This is a genomic window from Burkholderia aenigmatica (assembly GCF_048627025.1).
Taxonomy (GTDB): Bacteria; Pseudomonadota; Gammaproteobacteria; order Burkholderiales; family Burkholderiaceae; genus Burkholderia; species Burkholderia aenigmatica.
In genome coordinates, this window is sequence record NZ_CP184468.1 from 482,374 (window position 1) to 499,176 (window position 16,803).

General features: G+C 67.2%; 17 protein-coding genes. 7 read left to right on the forward strand and 10 right to left on the reverse strand.

Annotated elements, in window-relative coordinates:
• Positions 1–3 precede the first annotated feature (3 nt).
• The 7 genes from ACN8ZM_RS02345 to ACN8ZM_RS02375 all read right to left on the reverse strand — a co-directional run bounded on the left by ACN8ZM_RS02345 (position 4) and on the right by ACN8ZM_RS02375 (position 6,100).
• Positions 4–795 carry a DODA-type extradiol aromatic ring-opening family dioxygenase gene (locus ACN8ZM_RS02345; protein ID WP_420210491.1) on the reverse strand — a complete coding sequence of 264 codons (792 nt, stop codon included), beginning with the start codon at positions 793–795 and terminating at the stop codon, positions 4–6.
• 209 nt (positions 796–1,004) lie between these two features.
• Positions 1,005–1,601 carry a UbiX family flavin prenyltransferase gene (locus ACN8ZM_RS02350; RefSeq protein WP_420210492.1) on the reverse strand — a complete coding sequence of 199 codons (597 nt, stop codon included), beginning with the start codon at positions 1,599–1,601 and terminating at the stop codon, positions 1,005–1,007.
• Between the two features lie 13 nt (positions 1,602–1,614).
• On the reverse strand, positions 1,615–1,926 hold the full coding sequence (grxD, locus tag ACN8ZM_RS02355) for a Grx4 family monothiol glutaredoxin (protein ID WP_021161789.1): 312 nt from the start codon (positions 1,924–1,926) through the stop codon (positions 1,615–1,617).
• 69 nt (positions 1,927–1,995) lie between these two features.
• Complete coding sequence (prmC, locus tag ACN8ZM_RS02360; protein ID WP_420210493.1) at positions 1,996–2,838, reverse strand: peptide chain release factor N(5)-glutamine methyltransferase; 843 nt, start codon at positions 2,836–2,838, stop codon at positions 1,996–1,998.
• Positions 2,839–2,845: 7 nt separating this feature from the next.
• Positions 2,846–3,928, reverse strand: coding sequence for a peptide chain release factor 1 (gene prfA / locus ACN8ZM_RS02365; RefSeq protein WP_043191597.1), 1,083 nt, complete (start codon positions 3,926–3,928; stop codon positions 2,846–2,848).
• 82 nt (positions 3,929–4,010) lie between these two features.
• Positions 4,011–5,309, reverse strand: coding sequence for a glutamyl-tRNA reductase (gene hemA, locus ACN8ZM_RS02370; protein WP_043191595.1), 1,299 nt, complete (start codon positions 5,307–5,309; stop codon positions 4,011–4,013).
• Positions 5,310–5,335: 26 nt separating this feature from the next.
• The gene (locus ACN8ZM_RS02375; protein ID WP_043191592.1) at positions 5,336–6,100 is read right to left on the reverse strand and encodes a response regulator transcription factor; all 765 of its coding nucleotides are present in this window, start codon (positions 6,098–6,100) and stop codon (positions 5,336–5,338) included.
• Positions 6,101–6,271: 171 nt separating this feature from the next.
• Here ACN8ZM_RS02375 and ACN8ZM_RS02380 point away from each other — a divergent pair, with 171 nt between their 5' ends.
• The 4 genes from ACN8ZM_RS02380 to ACN8ZM_RS02395 are packed head-to-tail and all read left to right on the forward strand — an operon-like array spanning position 6,272 to position 9,585.
• Complete coding sequence (locus ACN8ZM_RS02380; protein ID WP_043191589.1) at positions 6,272–6,526, forward strand: hypothetical protein; 255 nt, start codon at positions 6,272–6,274, stop codon at positions 6,524–6,526.
• Positions 6,527–6,544: 18 nt separating this feature from the next.
• Complete coding sequence (locus tag ACN8ZM_RS02385) at positions 6,545–8,359, forward strand: aminopeptidase P family protein (RefSeq protein ID WP_420210494.1); 1,815 nt, start codon at positions 6,545–6,547, stop codon at positions 8,357–8,359.
• Between the two features lie 54 nt (positions 8,360–8,413).
• Positions 8,414–8,965, forward strand: coding sequence for a cysteine hydrolase family protein (locus tag ACN8ZM_RS02390; RefSeq protein ID WP_420210495.1), 552 nt, complete (start codon positions 8,414–8,416; stop codon positions 8,963–8,965).
• Positions 8,962–9,585, forward strand: coding sequence for an HAD family hydrolase (locus ACN8ZM_RS02395; protein WP_420210496.1), 624 nt, complete (start codon positions 8,962–8,964; stop codon positions 9,583–9,585). Before ACN8ZM_RS02390 ends, ACN8ZM_RS02395 begins: the two co-directional genes overlap by 4 nt.
• A gap of 135 nt (positions 9,586–9,720) precedes the next feature.
• Here the strand turns inward: ACN8ZM_RS02395 and ettA are convergent, their stop codons facing one another.
• The 3 genes from ettA to gcvA all read right to left on the reverse strand — a co-directional run bounded on the left by ettA (position 9,721) and on the right by gcvA (position 12,887).
• A complete protein-coding gene (gene ettA, locus ACN8ZM_RS02400; protein WP_027788485.1) occupies positions 9,721–11,388 on the reverse strand; it encodes an energy-dependent translational throttle protein EttA in 1,668 nt (555 codons plus the stop codon).
• Positions 11,389–11,577: 189 nt separating this feature from the next.
• Positions 11,578–11,886, reverse strand: a complete 309-nt coding sequence (locus ACN8ZM_RS02405) for a DUF3761 domain-containing protein (protein WP_420210497.1) — start codon at positions 11,884–11,886, stop codon at positions 11,578–11,580.
• An 83-nt stretch (positions 11,887–11,969) separates the two neighbouring features.
• A complete protein-coding gene (gene gcvA, locus ACN8ZM_RS02410) occupies positions 11,970–12,887 on the reverse strand; it encodes a transcriptional regulator GcvA (protein ID WP_089449824.1) in 918 nt (305 codons plus the stop codon).
• A 192-nt stretch (positions 12,888–13,079) separates the two neighbouring features.
• Between gcvA and ACN8ZM_RS02415 the strand changes: the two genes are divergently transcribed.
• The 3 genes from ACN8ZM_RS02415 (at position 13,080) to gabP (ending at position 16,633) form a co-directional block, all read left to right on the forward strand.
• Complete coding sequence (locus ACN8ZM_RS02415; RefSeq protein ID WP_420210498.1) at positions 13,080–14,399, forward strand: MFS transporter; 1,320 nt, start codon at positions 13,080–13,082, stop codon at positions 14,397–14,399.
• An 81-nt stretch (positions 14,400–14,480) separates the two neighbouring features.
• Positions 14,481–14,825 carry an MmcQ/YjbR family DNA-binding protein gene (locus ACN8ZM_RS02420; protein WP_420210499.1) on the forward strand — a complete coding sequence of 115 codons (345 nt, stop codon included), beginning with the start codon at positions 14,481–14,483 and terminating at the stop codon, positions 14,823–14,825.
• 416 nt (positions 14,826–15,241) lie between these two features.
• Positions 15,242–16,633 (forward strand): GABA permease, encoded by a 1,392-nt coding sequence (gene gabP / locus ACN8ZM_RS02425; RefSeq protein WP_089449827.1) that lies wholly within the window; start codon positions 15,242–15,244, stop codon positions 16,631–16,633.
• Positions 16,634–16,803 lie beyond the last annotated feature (170 nt).

The window sequence follows — 16,803 nt, forward strand, 5'->3', positions numbered from 1 at the left end:
CGCTCAGGCGGCCGTGCTCGAGAACACGTAGTTCGTCATCGCGAGCACGCGCTGGTACGTGCCGAGCGACTGGATGCCGAGCTGGTAGTCGTCGTCCGCCGCGCCGAGCGCCGTGAACACCGGCAGCAGATGCTCGTCGGTCGGATGCATCAGCGCTGCGTGCGGCGCCTGCCGGCGGTAGTCGAGCAGGGCGTCGATGTCGCGCGCGGCCAGCTTCGCCTCGAACCAGTCGGTGAATTCCGTGACGCGCGGATCCGCATCCTCCGGTGCCGCACCGAAATCGGCGGCGCGCAGGTTGTGCGTGATCTGGCCCGAGCCGATCACCATCACGCCTTCGTCGCGCAGCGGTCGCAGCGCGCGGCCGAGCGCGAAGTGGTGGGCGGCATCCGCGCGCGGCTGGATCGACAACTGCGCCACCGGCACGTCGGCTTCCGGGAACATCAGCAGCATCGGTACCCATGCGCCGTGGTCGAGGCCGTGCTCGGTCGTCGCGGTCTCGATGCCGGCCGCGTTCAGCAGCCCGGCCGCGCGCTCGGCGACGTCAGGCGCGCCGGGCGCCGGGTAGCGGATGTCGTACAGCGCCTGCGGAAAGCCGTAGAAGTCGTGGATCGTTTCCGGATGCGCGGCGATGCTGGCGACGGGCCGCAGCGTGCCCCAGTGCGCGGACAGCATCAGCACGGCGCGCGGGCGCGGCAATTCGCCAGCGAGGTACGTGAATGCACCGGACGGCAGCGTCGGATCGATCGGCAGCGTCGGGGCGCCGTGGGACAGGTAGAGCGAAGGCAAGCGGTTCATGGCGGTGGCCTGCAAAGGGATTTGCCAGTGACTATAGGCGCGCACTGAGAATTGATAAATCCGCGTTTCGGAATTTGATTGACGCCTGTTTGTTGATAATCGGGGTGATGCGGTGCGTCCGGCAGTTGATGGCCGATGTACTCGTGAAATCGAATGAGTTTCGCCGAAATTTGGCGAAGATGCGCGCAGATCGAATCTGCGGGGTGCGCTTACTGCGCGTGCCGGATGCCGGCCCACGGCGTCGTCAGCGGGGCGCTGAGCGCGAACAGGTCGAGCACGCGCGTGACGGTCTGGTCGACGAGTTCCTCGATCGTCTTCGGCATCGCGTAGAACGCGGGCAGCGGCGGGAAGATGATGCCGCCCATTTCGGTAACGGCCGTCATGTTGCGTAGATGCGCGAGGTTGAACGGCGTTTCGCGCACCATCAGCACGAGGCGGCGGCGCTCCTTCAACGTGACGTCGGCGGCGCGCGTGATCAGGTTGTCGGACAGTCCGTGCGCGACGCTCGCGAGCGTCTTCATCGAGCACGGCGCGATCACCATCCCATCGGTCGCGAACGATCCCGATGCGATCGTCGCGCCGACGTCGCGCACCGAGTGCACGACGTCCGCACGGCTTTCGACATCGGTCTTCGACAGCTTCAGTTCGTGCTGGATGTTGAGCCAGCCGGCGTTCGAAATCAGCAGGTGCGTTTCGACGCCGCCGGCGGCGCGCAGCAGGTCGAGCAGCCGTACGCCGTAGATCGCGCCGGTGGCGCCGGTGATCGCGACGATCAGCCGGCGTGGCGGCGCGCTGGGAGATGCCATCGAAAGGGGAGGCTTACGCGGCGGCGAACAGTTGCTGCAGTTCGCCCGACTGGTACATCTCCATCATGATGTCCGAGCCGCCGATGAATTCGCCCTTCACGTAGAGCTGCGGGATGGTCGGCCAGTTCGAGAATTCCTTGATGCCCTGGCGGATCTCGTCGTCTTCGAGCACGTTGACCGTCTTGAACTGGTCGACGCCGCAGGCTTTCAGCACCTGGATGGCGCGGCCCGAGAAGCCGCACATCGGGAATTGTGCGTTGCCCTTCATGAAGAGCACGACCTGGTTTTCGTCGACGATTTGCTTGATACGTTGTTGGGTGTCCATGACTGACCTTGCGTGTTTGCGGGGCGTTAGATCGAAATGATAGCGGATTTCAACCGGGCGGGCCGGGCATCAGCCCGGCAGGCGGCCGCCTGTCGTGCGTTCGATCGCGGCCAGATCGGCGAGCGATTCGACCGCGACGAAGCCGTGCGATGCGAGCAGCGCGCGCACGGCTTCGGCCTGGTCGTAGCCGTGCTCGATCCAGAGCGTGCCGCCCGGTTTCAGATACGTGCCGGCGCCCGCGACGATCGTGCGGATCGCGCTGAGGCCGTCGGCATCGTCGGTGAGTGCGCCGCGCGGCTCGAAACGCAGGTCGCCTTGCGCGAGGTGCGGATCGTGCTGCGCGATGTACGGCGGGTTGCTGACGATCGTGTCGAATGCGAGTGACGGCTCGAGCGCCGCGTACCAGTCGCTTTGCAGCCAGTGCAGCGCGCCGCCGGGGCGGTGCGCGTCGAGCAGCTTGCCGGCGTTGCGTTGCGCGACCGCGAGTGCGGCCGGCGAACGGTCGAGCGCCCACACGCGCGCATCGGGTCGCTCGGCAGCGATGGAGACGGCAATCGCGCCGCTGCCCGTGCCGAGATCGAGCACGGCCGGATGCGGCAGTCCGTCGATCGCATCGAGTGCGGCTTCGACGAGCAACTCGGTTTCGGGGCGCGGGATCAGCACGTCGGGCGTCACGTCGAACGGCCGGCCGAAGAATTCGCGCATCCCGACGAGCTGCGCGACGGGCTCGCCGGCCAGGCGGCGCGCCTCGAGCGTGCGGTAGCGTTCGACCGCGGCCGCGTCGAGCGGCGCGTCGCCGCGCGTGATCAGTTGCGTGCGAGTCCAGCCGAGCGCATGCGCGAGCAGCACGCGCGCATCGACCGGATCGAGTGGTGACGCGCGCAGCAGTTCGTCGGCGGTGGTGTCGGGCATCACGGCCTCAGTCGGCGTCGCCGAGCGACGCGAGCAGCTCGGCCTGATGCTCGCTGACCAGCGCGCTGATCAGTTCGTCGAGATCGCCGTCCATCAGCGCTTCGAGCCGGTACAGCGTCAGGTTGATCCGGTGGTCGGTCATCCGGCCTTGCGGGAAGTTGTACGTGCGGATCCGTTCCGAGCGGTCGCCCGAGCCGATCAGGCTCTTGCGGGTCGCGGCTTCCTTCGCGTGCTGCTCGTGATACTGCTTGTCCTTGATGCGCGCGGCGAGCACCTTCAGTGCGCGATCCTTGTTCTTGTGCTGCGAACGGTCGTCCTGGCACTCGACGACGATCCCGGTCGGGATGTGCGTGACGCGCACCGCCGAATCGGTCTTGTTGATGTGCTGACCGCCTGCGCCGGACGCGCGGAACGTGTCGATCCGCAGGTCGGCCGGATTGATCTCGACCTCGCCGATTTCGTCGGCTTCCGGCATCACAGCGACCGTGCACGCGGACGTATGGATGCGCCCCTGCGTTTCGGTCGCGGGCACACGCTGCACGCGATGGCCGCCCGATTCGAACTTCAGGCGCGAAAACGCGCCCTGGCCCGCGATCCGCACGATCACTTCCTTGTAGCCGCCGAGATCCGACGCGCTCTCCGACATCATTTCGACCTGCCAGCGCTGGCGTTCCGCGAAGCGCAGGTACATGCGCAGCAGGTCGCCCGCGAACAGCGCCGATTCGTCGCCGCCCGTGCCTGCACGGATTTCGAGGAAGATGTTGCGATCGTCGTTCGGATCCTTCGGCAGCAGCATCTTCTGCAGCTCGGTTTCGAGGCGGGTCATGCTCTCGCGGGCGCTGCGGATCTCGTCTTCCGCGAAGTCGCGCATCGACAGATCGCCGAGCAGCTCCTGCGCGGCCGTCTCGTCGCTGCGCGACTGGCGCCACAGCGCGTACTGTTCGACCACCGGGCCGAGTTCCGCATGTTCACGCGTCAGCTTGCGGTACTGGTCGAGGTCGGCCGTGACGTTTTCGCGGCTCAGCAGGTCGTTCAGTTCGGCCAGCCGTGTGGACAGCTGGTCGAGCTTGCGTTGCATGCTCGTCTTCATGGTGTGGAGCGGCGCTCCCGGGCAAGGGGTATTCGGAAAGGATAGGCCGGCGCGCGGCCGGCGGCAGGGCGATCGGCCGGCGCTAGTGGCCGGACTGGTCGTTCGAGCGCGGTGCGTGCTGGTAGAAGCCGCGCATCAGGTCGATCAGCGAATCGCGATCGGCCCCGTTCACGCGGTTGAGCGCGCTCGTCGGGCCGTGGATCAGCTTGTTGGTCAGCGCTTGCGACAGCGCTTCGAGTACGGCGGCCGGATCGTCGCCGCGCGCGAGCAACTTCTGCGCCTTGTCGACTTCGGCCCGGCGCAGCGCGTCGGCCTGCGTATGCATGTGACGGATCACCGGCACGACGCTGCGCGTGTCGAGCCATTGCATGAAATTCTGCACGCGCGTCTCGATGATCGTTTCGGCCTGCGCGACCGCGGCTTGCCGCGATGCGTTGCCTTCGCGCACGATCGCGCCGAGATCGTCGACGGTGTAAAGGAACACGTCCTTCAGCTTGCCGACTTCGGGCTCGATGTCGCGCGGCACCGCGAGGTCGACCATGAAGATCGGCCGGTGGCGGCGTGCCTTCACCGCGCGCTCGACGGCGCCGAGGCCGATGATCGGCAGCGTCGACGCCGTACACGACACGATGATGTCGAATTCGTGCATGCGGGTCGGCAGGTCCGCGAGCGGCATCGCGCGGCCGTTGAAGCGTTCGGCAAGCCGCTGGCCGCGTTCGGCCGTGCGGTTCGCGACGACGAGTTCGCGCGGGCCTTGCGCGGCGAAGTGCGTCGCGCACAGCTCGATCATCTCGCCCGCGCCGATGAACAGCACGCGCTGATCGGACACTTTTTCGAAGATGCGCTGCGCGAGGCGCACCGCAGCGGCGGCCATCGACACCGATTGCGTGCCGATTTCGGTCGTGCCGCGCACTTCCTTCGCCACCGCGAACGTGCGCTGGAACAGCTGGTTCAGATAAGTGCCGAGCGCGCCGGCTTCCGTCGCGGTGCGGACGGCGTCCTTCATCTGGCCCAGAATCTGCGTTTCGCCGAGCACCATCGAATCGAGGCCGGATGCGACGCGGAATGCGTGCCGGACCGCTTCCGACTGCGGCAGCGCATAGACGTGCGGCGCGAGCTCGTCGACCGGAATCCGGTGATACTCCGACAGCCAGCGGACCGCACCTTCGCGTGCCGCGCGATCGTCTGTCGCGCAATACAGTTCGGTGCGGTTGCAGGTGGAGAGGATCGCCGCTTCGGGTGAATTGGGTGCCTGGGGGCCGAGAAACACGTTCTTGAACGTGACGAGAGCCGGCTTGATCTGCTCGAGCGGAAACGCCACGCGTTCGCGCAGGGCGACAGGCGCAGTGTGGTGATTGATTCCGATCGTGAGGAGTTGCATATCGAGGGCTATCGTTTAGCCCCATATTATAGCGTTTCAGCGATTTCCTCACTCGCCGCATACCGGGCATCAGCGTGGCGGGGCCGGGAATTTGGGGGTTCGATCGGCACCTGGTCGAGCTGATAGCCGTAGCCGTACAGCGGCAGCAGCCGGTAGCCGTGCTCCGGGAGCAGCTGCAGCTTGCTGCGCAGCCGGGACGCGTGGGTATCGAGCGTGCGCGACTTCATGTCGCGGCGGCGCGCCCACACCGTTTCGAGGATATGGGCGCGCGATACCGGTCGCGACAGGTTCGCGAACAGCAACTGCGCGAAACGGAACTCCTTCGGCGTGAGTGAAACGATTGCGTCGCCGAAGCGAACGAGGCAGTGCGTCGCGTCGAACGCGTATTCGCCATACATTTCGCGCGAGCGGGTTGGTGGCCGGCGCACGCCGGCGCGCCGGCTCAGCGCGTTGACGCGCGCAAGCAGCTCGGGCCCGCTCACGGGGCGCACGAGGCAATCGTCGGCGCCCGCGTGCAGGCACGATACGATTTCGCTTTCGCGCGGCAACTGCATCACGGCGATGGCCGGCAGCCCGGGCAGGATCGTCTGCGCGCGCGGGATGACTTCCTCGGCCGGCTGGTCGCCGGCCCAGTTGCCGGTGATCAGCATGTCGCAGGTGTTGTCGGCGGCGAGCCACTCGAAGAATGCCGTGCTGGACGGAAACGCGTGGCACACATGACCGCCCGCAAAGAGCAGACGGTTCAGGAGCGCGGCATGACGCGCGTCCGGATCGATCAGCGTGATTCGCATGAGAATTTCTTCAATACGGTAGCCGGTGCGCGCTTGCCATAACGTCGAGTCGGCCCCTACACTCGAATGTTCGCGGTACCCGGCTGGTCTCGGGTTCGATGGATAAATCGATGCTAGCCGCTGGCAACGTTCACGCCTATGGGACGAATCTGAATTTATAGAGGGCGTCGAATGAACTGGTTTGGAATCCTTGTCCTGGGAGCGGCCGTCGGGCTGTTCGGCCGATGGCTGCATCCGATGCGGCGCACGGGCCGGCCGGCGTGGTGGATCGCGGTGCTCGCCGGCATCGTCGGCGCGGCCGCGGCCCGCATGGCCGGCAATCTCTCGGGACTGTTTTACGATGGCGAGACGCTCGAATGGCCGGTCTGCACCGGCGTCGCGCTCCTCGCCGTAGCCGTGACGGTCGCGCTGTCGGCCCGTCGCTGAATGCTCTCAGGTGAAATCATGAATGCCCGTCTTCCCGAAGTCTCGCCGGTGCCGGCCCGCCTCGCGCTGCTGCGTGGCGCCATGGCCCGCGAGAACCTGGCCGCCTATCTCGTGCCGTCCGCCGATCCCCATCTGTCCGAGTACCTGCCGGAGCGCTGGCAGGCCCGCCGCTGGCTGTCCGGCTTCACGGGCTCGGTCGGCACGCTGGTCGTGACCGCGGATTTCGCGGGGCTGTGGGTCGACAGCCGCTACTGGGTGCAGGCCGACGCCGAACTGGCCGGCACGGGCGTGCAACTGATGAAGATGACGGGCGGGCAGCAGAGCGCACCGCACGTCGACTGGCTCGCGCAGAATGTGGCGGCGGGTGCGACGGTCGGCGTCGACGGCGCGGTGCTCGGCGTCGCGGCCGCACGCGGGCTGACGGGCGCGCTGAATGCACGCGGCATCGCGCTGCGCACCGACCTCGACCTGCTCGACGCGATCTGGCCCGAGCGGCCGGGGCTGCCCGGCGACGCGGTGTTCGAGCACGCGGCGCCGCAGGCCGACACGACGCGCGCGAGCAAGCTGGCCGAAGTGCGCCGCGCGATGCGTGTGCAGGGCGCGCAGTGGCATTTCGTGTCGACGCTCGACGACCTCGCATGGCTGTTCAACCTGCGCGGCGCCGACGTCAACTTCAATCCCGTATTCGTTGCGCACGCAATGATCGGCGCCGATCGCGCGACGCTGTTCGTCGCCGACGGCAAGGTGTCGCCGGCATTGGCTGCATCGCTCGCACAGGACGGCGTCGACGTTCGTGCCTATGACGCCGCGCGCGCCGCGCTCGCGGCGCTGCCCGACGGCGCGACGCTGCTGATCGACCCGCGCCGCGTGACGTTCGGCACGCTCGAGGCCGTGCCGGCCGGCGTGAAGCTGGTCGAGGCCGTGAATCCGTCGACGTTCGCGAAGTCGCGCAAGACGTCCGCCGAGATCGAGCACGTGCGCGTGACGATGGAACACGACGGCGCCGCGCTCGCGGAATTCTTCACCTGGTTCGAGCAGGCCGTGAACCGCGAGACGATCACCGAGCTGACGATCGAGGAAAAACTCACGGCCGCGCGCGCGCGGCGCCCCGGTTACGTGTCGGCGAGTTTCGCGACGATCGCGGGCTTCAATGCGAACGGCGCGATGCCGCACTACCACGCAACGCGCGAGTCGCACGCGACGATCGCCGGCGACGGGCTGCTGCTGATCGATTCGGGCGGCCAGTACGTGACGGGCACGACCGACATCACGCGCGTCGTGCCGGTCGGCACGGTCAGCGACCTGCAGCGGCGCGATTTCACGATCGTGCTGAAATCGATGATGGCGCTGTCGCGGGCCCGTTTCCCGCGCGGCATCCGTTCGCCGATGCTCGACGCGATCGCGCGTGCGCCGATGTGGTCGGCCGGGCTCGACTACGGCCACGGCACGGGGCATGGCGTCGGCTACTTCCTGAACGTGCACGAAGGCCCGCAGGTCATCTCGCACTACGCGCCGGCCGAGCCGTACACGGCGATGGAAGAGGGCATGATCACGTCGATCGAGCCGGGCGTGTACCGTCCCGGCCAGTGGGGCATCCGGATCGAGAACCTGGTCGTGAACCGCGCGGCCGGGCAGACTGAGTTCGGCGATTTCCTCGCATTCGAGACGCTCACGCTGTGCCCGATTGACACGCGCTGCGTGCTGATCGAAATGCTGCACGAAGAAGAACGCGCGTGGCTGAACGCGTATCACGCAACGGTGCGCGAGCGTGTCGGCCGACACCTGAGCGGCGATGCGAAGGCGTGGCTCGACGCGCGCACGCAGCCGATCTGAAACAACACGCGATAACGGCCGGACAACGGCCGAACGACAAAACCGAGGGCAACGATGGCGGACACCGCAGTAATCGTGGTCGACATGCAGCGCGGGCTGGTGGAGCGGGCGCAGCCCGCTTACCGGCTCGATGACGTGGTATCGGGCATCAACCGGTTGACGGCGGCGGCGCGCGCGGCGAATGCGCCCGTGTGCTTCGTGCAGCACGACGGCGATGCGGACGACGACATCGTGCCCGGCACGCCGGGCTGGGAACTGCATCCGGGGCTGGTCGTCGGGAACGACGACTGGCGCGTGCGCAAGCAGGTGAGCGATTCGTTTCACGACACGCCGCTCGCGGCGCAGCTCGACCGCCACGGCATCCGTTCGGTGCTGATCTGCGGCTATGCGACCGAGTTTTGCGTCGATTCGGCCGCACGCCGCGCGGCGTTGCTCGGCTACCGGACGACCGTCGTTTCCGACCTGCACACGACGAACGAGCGCGCGCACCTGTCGGCCGCGCAGATCGTCGCGCACCATCACTTCGTATGGCAAAACAATACGCTGTCGGGCAAGCCGGTGACGCCGCGCCCGCTCGCTGACGTCCTGGCAACGGAGTTCGCATGACGATCAAGGCCGTGGTGTTCGATTTCGGCGGCGTGCTGATCGACTGGAGCCCCGAGTACCTTTACCGGGAACTGATTCCCGACGACACGGAGCGTCGCTGGTTCCTCACGCACGTGTGTGCGATGGACTGGGTGATCCGCCAGGACGGCGGGCAGACGATCGAAGAGGGGACGGCCGAGCTCGTCGCGAAATTTCCGGAGCATGAGGCGCTGATCCGTGCGTTCTACGCGCGCTGGCACGAGATGATCGGCGGCGTGCTCGAAGAGGGGGCCGCACTCGTCGACCGGCTGGAGGCGCAGGGGATGCCGCTGTTCGGGCTGACGAACTGGTCCGCGCAGACGTTTCCGTATGCGTGGGACAACTTCCCGGTGCTGCGGCGTTTCAGGGAGATCGTCGTGTCGGGCCGCGTGAAGCTCGTGAAACCCGACCCGGCGATTTATCGCGAGATGCAGGCGCGGATCGAGCCGCACCTGCCGGGCATCGCGCCGCACGAACTCGTGTTCATCGACGACAACGCGAAGAACGCCGCGGCCGCGACGGCGCTCGGCTGGCACGGCATTCATCACACGAGTGCGGCAGCGACCGAGGCACGGCTGCGCGAACTGGGCGCGCTTGCGTAAGCGGCGGGCGAGCAGCAGCCGTCAGATAAAAAAAGCGGGCCAGCGGCCCGCTTTTTTGTTGTGCCGCTCCTGAAGCGGCCACCTTTGGTGCCTGGCCCTGCGTTGCCGCAGTGCCGGGCACCCGGGCCGTACCGGTCAGCGGCTGATCGGCTTGTAGCGCAGACGCTTCGGCTTCGCGGCTTCCTCGCCGAGGCGCGCACGCTTGTCGGCTTCGTATTCCTGGTAGTTGCCGTCGAAGAACGTGACCTGCGAATCGCCTTCGAATGCGAGGATGTGCGTCGCGATCCGGTCGAGGAACCAGCGATCGTGCGAGATCACCATCACCGAGCCCGCGAATTCGAGCAGGGCGTCTTCCAGCGCGCGCAGCGTTTCGACGTCGAGGTCGTTCGACGGTTCGTCGAGCAGCAGCACGTTGCCGCCCGAGATCAGCGTCTTCGCGAGGTGCAGGCGGCCGCGTTCACCGCCGGACAGGTTGCCGACGATCTTCTGCTGGTCGCCGCCCTTGAAGTTGAAGCGGCCGATGTACGCGCGCGACGGCGTTTCGTACTTGCCCACCGTCAGCACGTCGGCGCCGCCCGAGATTTCCTCGAACACCGTCTTCGTGCCGTCGAGCGCGTCGCGGCTCTGGTCGACGTACGCGAGCTTCACGGTCGGCCCCATCACGACTTCGCCCGAATCCGGCTGTTCCTTGCCCGTCAGCATCCGGAACAGCGTCGACTTGCCGGCGCCGTTCGGGCCGATGATGCCGACGATCGCGCCAGCCGGGATCTTCAGGTTCAGGTTGTCGATCAGCAGGCGGTCGCCGAACGCCTTGCTGACGTTCTTGAACTCGATCACTTCATTGCCGAGGCGGTCGCCGACCGGAATGAAGATTTCCTGCGTTTCGTTGCGCTTCTGGTATTCCTGGCTGTTCAGTTCCTCGAAGCGCGCGATACGGGCTTTCGACTTCGCCTGACGGCCCTTCGGGTTCTGGCGCACCCACTCCAGTTCCTTCTTGATCGCCTTCTGGCGTGCCGATTCCGATGCTTCTTCCTGCTTCAGGCGCTCTTCCTTCTGGTCGAGCCAGCTGCTGTAGTTGCCCTTCCACGGAATGCCGTGGCCCCGGTCGAGTTCGAGAATCCACTCGGCTGCGTTGTCGAGGAAGTAGCGATCGTGGGTGACGGCGACCACGGTGCCCGGGAAGCGCACCAGGAACTGCTCGAGCCAGTCGACCGATTCGGCGTCGAGGTGGTTGGTCGGTTCGTCGAGCAGCAGCATGTCCGGCTTTTCGAGCAGCAGCTTGCACAGCGCGACACGGCGCTTTTCACCGCCCGACAGGTGCTCGATCTTTGCGTCCCACGACGGCAGGCGCAGTGCGTCGGCGGCCACTTCGAGCTGCTGCTCGGGGCTGCCGCCGTCGCTCGACGCGAGGATCGCTTCGTACTTCGCCTGCTCGGCCGCGAGCGCGTCGAAGTCGGCGTCCGGCTCCGCGTATGCCGCGTAGATTTCTTCCAGCTTCTTGTTGGCCTGGAACAGGTCGCCGAGGCCTTCCTCGACGGCTTCGCGCACCGTCTTCGTCGGGTCGAGCTGCGGCTCCTGCGGCAGGTAGCCGATGTTCAGGTTCGGCATCGGTGTCGCTTCGCCTTCGATGTCCTTGTCGACGCCCGCCATGATGCGGATCAGCGTCGACTTGCCCGAGCCGTTCAGGCCGAGCACGCCGATCTTCGCGCCGGGAAAGAACGACAGCGAGATGTCCTTCAGGATCTGGCGCTTGGGCGGCACGATCTTGCCGACCCGGTTCATCGTGAAAACGTATTGGGCCATTTGGGTGTGAAAGTCAGAAGTGGTTGAGACGGCCGCGCAGCGCGCGGGCGGGGCGGCGTCGGGGGATTCGGTACGGAGCGTGCCGCGCATGGCGCGGCGGCGTCGCCGCGTGTCGGCGGCGAGAGCGGCTATTGTACTTCGCCGCCGCCTGCCGCTGGCGCGATGCCGGCCTTTTGGCCAGGGTCATGCTCACAGCCACGCGGCGACGCCGCCGTGCCCCGAGCACGTGCCGCGCCGGTGACGGCTGAAGCTGTACGTGCCGTCGCGGCAGCGCGCGCTCGCACCGTCGGGCACGCGGCCTGATTTCGAATGTGCGGGCGCGTGCACGGTTTCGCCGTCGCGGTTGCGATACGTGTCGTGACGGTCGAGATCGGCTTCGTTGCCGTAGCCGGGCGGGGCGCGGTACGCGTGCGCCGGATGGGGCAGAGCGGCGCACGCGACGAAGAACGCGGCGGACAGGATCGCGATGCGCGTCGCGCGGCGGAGCAGGGCAGGCATGGTCTCTCTCGGTCTGTTGTTATCGGTGCCGGGCCGCATGTTAGCCGATCGGCCGCGGATCGGCGCCGCGCGGGGGCGTGGCGCTACGCCGTGCCGGACATCGACGCCGCGCCGTCGGCCTGCGCGGCGTCGAGGATCCACCGGCGAAATGCGGCGACCTTCGGCCGTTCCGCGTGATGCGGCGGATAGACGAGGTAGTACGCGAAATCGTCGAGCCACGCGACGTCGGCGAGCTTCACGAGCCGGCCGCTTGCCAGCTCGCCGCGCACCATCGCGGCCGGCAGCAGCCCGGCGCCCTGGCCGGCGACGATCGCCTGCAGCAGCAGGCCCGAGTCGTCGAACGCGGGGCCGCGCGGCGGGCCGAAGTCGTCGATCCGCTGCGCGCCGAACCAGATGTGCCAGCCCTTGCGCTCGGCATCGTGCAACTGCGGCCAGCCGACGAGATCGGCTGGCGTCGCCGGCATGCCGAGCCGTGCGACGAGTTCGGGCGACGCGAGCGCGACGATCTCCACCGTCAGCAGGCGTTCGCTGCACAGGCCGATGTAGCGCCCGAGGCCGTGACGGATCGCGACATCGACACCGTCGCGCGAAAAGTCCGCGAGTGCATGGCTCGTGCTGACCTGCAGGTCGACGTCCGGGCAAGCCTCCCGGAACCGGGCGAGGCGCGGGACGAGCCATGCGGATGCGAAGAACGGCGTGACGCTTACCGTCAGCACGCCGCTGTCGGCGGCGCCGGACACGCGCTGCGACGCGTCGGCGATCTGCCTGAACGCGTTGCGCACCGGCGGCAGGTAGTCGCGGCCGGCGGCCGTGAGCAGGATGCCGCGGTTGACGCGCTCGAACAGCTGCACGCCGAGATGTGCCTCCAGCGTGCGAATCATCTGGCTTACCGCGCCGGGCGTGACGGACAGCTCCTCGGCCGCCGCCTTCACCGACAGGTGGCGGGCGGCCGCTTCGAATGCGCGCAGCGCGTTGAGGGGCGGCAAGCGGGAACGATTCATTGAGTTTTTCTAAATCGAAAGTCCGATGAAATATCGTTTGAGACGATGCGTACGCGCGAGTACCGTTGACGCATCGGATCGCGTGCTTCGCGACTGCCTGTCGGCGGCCGATGCGATCAACATAGTTCAACTATATCCATGAGGCAATCCGGTCGCTGCCGGCGGCCGGTGGAACCTGAGAGGAGCATCGTCATGAACCGCCCGGGCGCATCGCGCCTTTTTTACGGCTGGTACGTGGTTGCCGCCGCGTTCGCCGTCACGTTCGTCGGTTTCGGCAGCGCGTATACGTTCAGCGCGTTCGTCGAATCGCTGCAGCGGGATTTCGCCGCGTCGCGCGGGCAGATCTCGCTCGTGTTCTCGCTCGCCGGTTTCCTGTATTTCGGTTTCGGCATCATCAGCGGGCCGCTCGCCGACCGCTTCGGCTCGCGGCGGCTCGCCATCGCCGGGATGCTGCTGACGGGCGCCGGGCTCGCGGCTGCCGGCGCCGCGCATACGCTGGTGCAGGTCTATGTCGCGTACGGGCTCGGTGTCGGTTTCGGCATCGGCTGCGCGTACGTGCCGGCCGTCGGCGCGGTACAGCGCTGGTTCGTGCGCCGGCGCGGTTTTGCGTCGGGGCTCGCGGTCGCGGGGATCGGCGTCGGCACGCTGGTGATGCCGCCGCTCGCGTCCGCGTTGATTGCGCACGTCGGCTGGCGCGGTGCGTATTTCACGTTGGCCGTGATCGCGGTCGTGATCGGCGCGGGGATGTCGCTGCTGATCGAGAACGACCCGCGCGGGCGTGGGTTGCTGCCGGACGGGGAGGCGGTGCATGAGCCCGTCGAAGGCGGCGGCGCGAAAGCCATCGGGCGCGACGCGGGGCACCCGGTGTCAGGGGCAGCCGCGGGCCGCAAGCCGGGCGCCGCTTCGGCGTCTGCCGGCGCGACGGTGCGCGAAGCCGTCACGTCGCGGCCGTTCGCGAGCCTGTACGCGGCATGCCTCATCTGCTCGTTCGGCGTGTTCGTCCCGTTCGTTCACCTCGTGCCGTACGCGCTCGATCATGGCGTCGCGTCGTCGACGGCCGTGCTGTTGCTCGGCGCGATCGGCGTCGGCAGCACGGCCGGCCGTTTCTTCCTCGGCGGCCTCGCCGACCGCTTCGGCCGCCGCACGTCGCTGCTCGCGATGTTCGCCGGCATGGCCGTCGCGCTCGTCGCGTGGGCCGCTGCGGGCACCGTCGCGACGCTCGCCGCGTTCGCGCTCGTGTTCGGCGTGTTCTACGGCGGCTGGGTCGCCGTGCTGCCGGCGGTCGTGATGGACTACTTCGGCGGCCGCAACGTGAGCGGAATCATCGGCGTGCTTTATACGAGCATCGCATTCGGCACGCTGATCGGGCCGACCGCGGCCGGCTTCATCTACGACGCGGGCGGCGGCTATCTCGTGCCGATCCTGGCCAGCGCCGCCGCGAATGCGATCGCCTTCGCGATTGTCGCGACGACTGGGCGTGCAGCGACGGCCGCCCGTGCGGCGCGCGGATAGGCGTGCTTCGCCCGGCGCGCCGTCGCGAATTCCGGTAGGGTGGCCGGATCGTCAAACGAAGGCGTGCGGCCGGGAGGCCCGATGACATTCGATGAAGTCCGGCAGATCGCACTGGCGTGGCGCGGCGTCGAGGAAGGCACGTCGTACGGCACGCCCGCACTCAAGGTGAGGGGCAAGATGCTCGCGCGGCTGCGCGAGGACGGCGACACGCTCGTCGTGAAGGGTGTCGGCCCCGACGAGCGCGCGTGGCTGATCGAATCGGAACCCGACGTGTATTACGTGACGGATCACTATGTCGGCTGGCCGATCGTGCTGGTGCGGCTGTCGGCGGCCCGTCCGGACGCCGTGAAAAACCTGCTTCTGCGAGAATGGCAGGCTGTCGTTCCCGCCAAATGGCGCGACGAGATGGCGCGCGATACGCGCTGACGCACGGGTTGCCGCGCTTGCTGCCCGGCGTCGACGGGCGCTTCACACGCGCTCGCGAGGCGCCGCGAATGGTACAAGCGTTGCATCGATCGACGTCGATGCAACAAGTGGTTCCATCGAAATTCTTCAATTGGTTCTTAGTGAAGAACCGTTTGATGCTTACACTCCTTCGCTTCGAAGGCAGCTGACGAAAGCCGACGGAAAGGGCGCACGCGATGCGTCGGCGCGCTGCGCGCCGCATCGCACCCGCAGCTTCGCAGACTGCATGGCGCACCGTTCCGGAACGGCCCCCGATCCGGCCCCGTGTCTGCATCCCGTGCAGGCGCCGCATCCGGCCCGGCTCAAGAACCACAATCCCCCGTGCTGCCTTCACGCGATACCCGGCCATACCGGAACCGTTTTTTGGAGAGAGACAGATGAGTGGAAGCAACACAGGCCTCGGTACGGGCCTGAAGCAGCGGCACGTGACGATGATGTCGATTGCCGGCGTCATCGGCGCGGGCTTGTTCGTCGGTTCAGGCCACGCGATCGCGGAGGCCGGCCCGGCATCGATCCTCGCGTATGCGATCGCGGGCGTGCTGGTCGTGCTGGTGATGCGCATGCTCGGCGAGATGGCCGTCGCGCATCCGGACAGCGGTTCGTTCTCCACTTATGCCGATCGCGCGATCGGCCACTGGGCCGGTTTCTCGATCGGCTGGCTGTACTGGTGGTTCTGGGTGCTCGTGATCCCGATCGAGGCGACGGCCGCCGCGACCATCCTGAATGCGTGGTTCCCCTCCGTCGCGACCTGGATCTTCGCGCTCGGCATCACGCTGGTGCTGACGGTCACCAATCTCTTCTCGGTCAAGAACTACGGCGAATTCGAATTCTGGTTCGCGCTGATCAAGGTCGTCGCGATCGTCGTGTTCCTGTGCATCGGCGGGGCGGCGATCGTCGGCATCATCCCTGCGCCGGCCGTGTCGGGTGTATCGAACCTGTTCGCGCATGGCGGCTTCATGCCGCACGGCGCGAGCGCGGTGCTCGCGGCGATGCTGACCACGATGTTTTCGTTCCTCGGCACCGAGATCGTGACGATCGCGGCCGCCGAATCGGACAACCCGCAACGCCAGATCGTGCGTGCGACCAACTCGGTGATCTGGCGCATCACGCTGTTCTATCTCGGCTCGATTCTCGTCGTCGCGGCCATCGTGCCGTGGAACGATCCGCTGCTGCCGACGCACGGCTCGTATCAGCGCGCGATGGAGCTGATCGGCATTCCGAATGCGAAGGCGATCATCGACGTGATCGTGCTCGTGTCGGTCGCGAGCTGCCTGAATTCGGCGCTGTACACCGCGTCGCGGATGTTGTTCTCGCTGTCGAAGCGCAAGGATGCGCCGGCGTTCCTGCACCGCACCGATTCGACCGGCACGCCGCGCGCGGCCGTGCTCGCGTCGACCGCGTTCGGGTTCCTGACCGTGATCGCGAACTACCTGATGCCGGAGCAGGTGTTCGGCTTCCTGCTCGCAACGTCGGGTGCGATCGCGCTGCTCGTGTATCTCGTGATCGCGATCTCGCAGCTGCGGATGCGCAAGACGCTCGAATCGACCGGCGCGGACCTGACGCTGCGGATGTGGCTGTTCCCGTGGCTCACGTGGTTGGTGATCCTGTTCATCTGCGGCACGCTGACCGTGATGCTCGTGAGCGAGGATCACCGGATGGAAGTGGGTGCGACGGCTGTACTCGCGTTGATCGTGCTGCTGGCGTCGTGGCTGAACAAGCGTGGTCGCGATGCGCAGGCGAGCGAAGGGCGGCGCGTGTCGGCGATGTGATGGAGTGAAGTGATGACGGGCGGAAAGCCTGTGTCACGAAAAATGGCCCGACCGGCGTTTGCCGGTCGGGCCATTTGCTTTTGTCGTATCCAGTGCGACGGCCGAAGTCGTCACGCGACTGATGGCGAGAGACAGGAAGCGAGACGCAACTTGCGTGCAATATTCGAACT

Excerpts from the sequence above, each read along its gene's own strand:
- ACN8ZM_RS02345 (WP_420210491.1), bottom strand. The coding sequence starts at position 795 with ATGAACCGCTTGCCTTCGCTCTACCTGTCCCACGGCGCCCCGACGCTG.
- ACN8ZM_RS02350 (WP_420210492.1), bottom strand. The coding sequence starts at position 1,601 with ATGGCATCTCCCAGCGCGCCGCCACGCCGGCTGATCGTCGCGATCACC.
- grxD (WP_021161789.1), bottom strand. The coding sequence starts at position 1,926 with ATGGACACCCAACAACGTATCAAGCAAATCGTCGACGAAAACCAGGTC.
- prmC (WP_420210493.1), bottom strand. The coding sequence starts at position 2,838 with ATGCCCGACACCACCGCCGACGAACTGCTGCGCGCGTCACCACTCGAT.
- prfA (WP_043191597.1), bottom strand. The coding sequence starts at position 3,928 with ATGAAGACGAGCATGCAACGCAAGCTCGACCAGCTGTCCACACGGCTG.
- hemA (WP_043191595.1), bottom strand. The coding sequence starts at position 5,309 with ATGCAACTCCTCACGATCGGAATCAATCACCACACTGCGCCTGTCGCC.
- ACN8ZM_RS02375 (WP_043191592.1), bottom strand. The coding sequence starts at position 6,100 with ATGCGAATCACGCTGATCGATCCGGACGCGCGTCATGCCGCGCTCCTG.
- ACN8ZM_RS02380 (WP_043191589.1), top strand. The coding sequence starts at position 6,272 with ATGAACTGGTTTGGAATCCTTGTCCTGGGAGCGGCCGTCGGGCTGTTC.
- ACN8ZM_RS02385 (WP_420210494.1), top strand. The coding sequence starts at position 6,545 with ATGAATGCCCGTCTTCCCGAAGTCTCGCCGGTGCCGGCCCGCCTCGCG.
- ACN8ZM_RS02390 (WP_420210495.1), top strand. The coding sequence starts at position 8,414 with ATGGCGGACACCGCAGTAATCGTGGTCGACATGCAGCGCGGGCTGGTG.
- ACN8ZM_RS02395 (WP_420210496.1), top strand. The coding sequence starts at position 8,962 with ATGACGATCAAGGCCGTGGTGTTCGATTTCGGCGGCGTGCTGATCGAC.
- ettA (WP_027788485.1), bottom strand. The coding sequence starts at position 11,388 with ATGGCCCAATACGTTTTCACGATGAACCGGGTCGGCAAGATCGTGCCG.
- ACN8ZM_RS02405 (WP_420210497.1), bottom strand. The coding sequence starts at position 11,886 with ATGCCTGCCCTGCTCCGCCGCGCGACGCGCATCGCGATCCTGTCCGCC.
- gcvA (WP_089449824.1), bottom strand. The coding sequence starts at position 12,887 with ATGAATCGTTCCCGCTTGCCGCCCCTCAACGCGCTGCGCGCATTCGAA.
- ACN8ZM_RS02415 (WP_420210498.1), top strand. The coding sequence starts at position 13,080 with ATGAACCGCCCGGGCGCATCGCGCCTTTTTTACGGCTGGTACGTGGTT.
- ACN8ZM_RS02420 (WP_420210499.1), top strand. The coding sequence starts at position 14,481 with ATGACATTCGATGAAGTCCGGCAGATCGCACTGGCGTGGCGCGGCGTC.
- gabP (WP_089449827.1), top strand. The coding sequence starts at position 15,242 with ATGAGTGGAAGCAACACAGGCCTCGGTACGGGCCTGAAGCAGCGGCAC.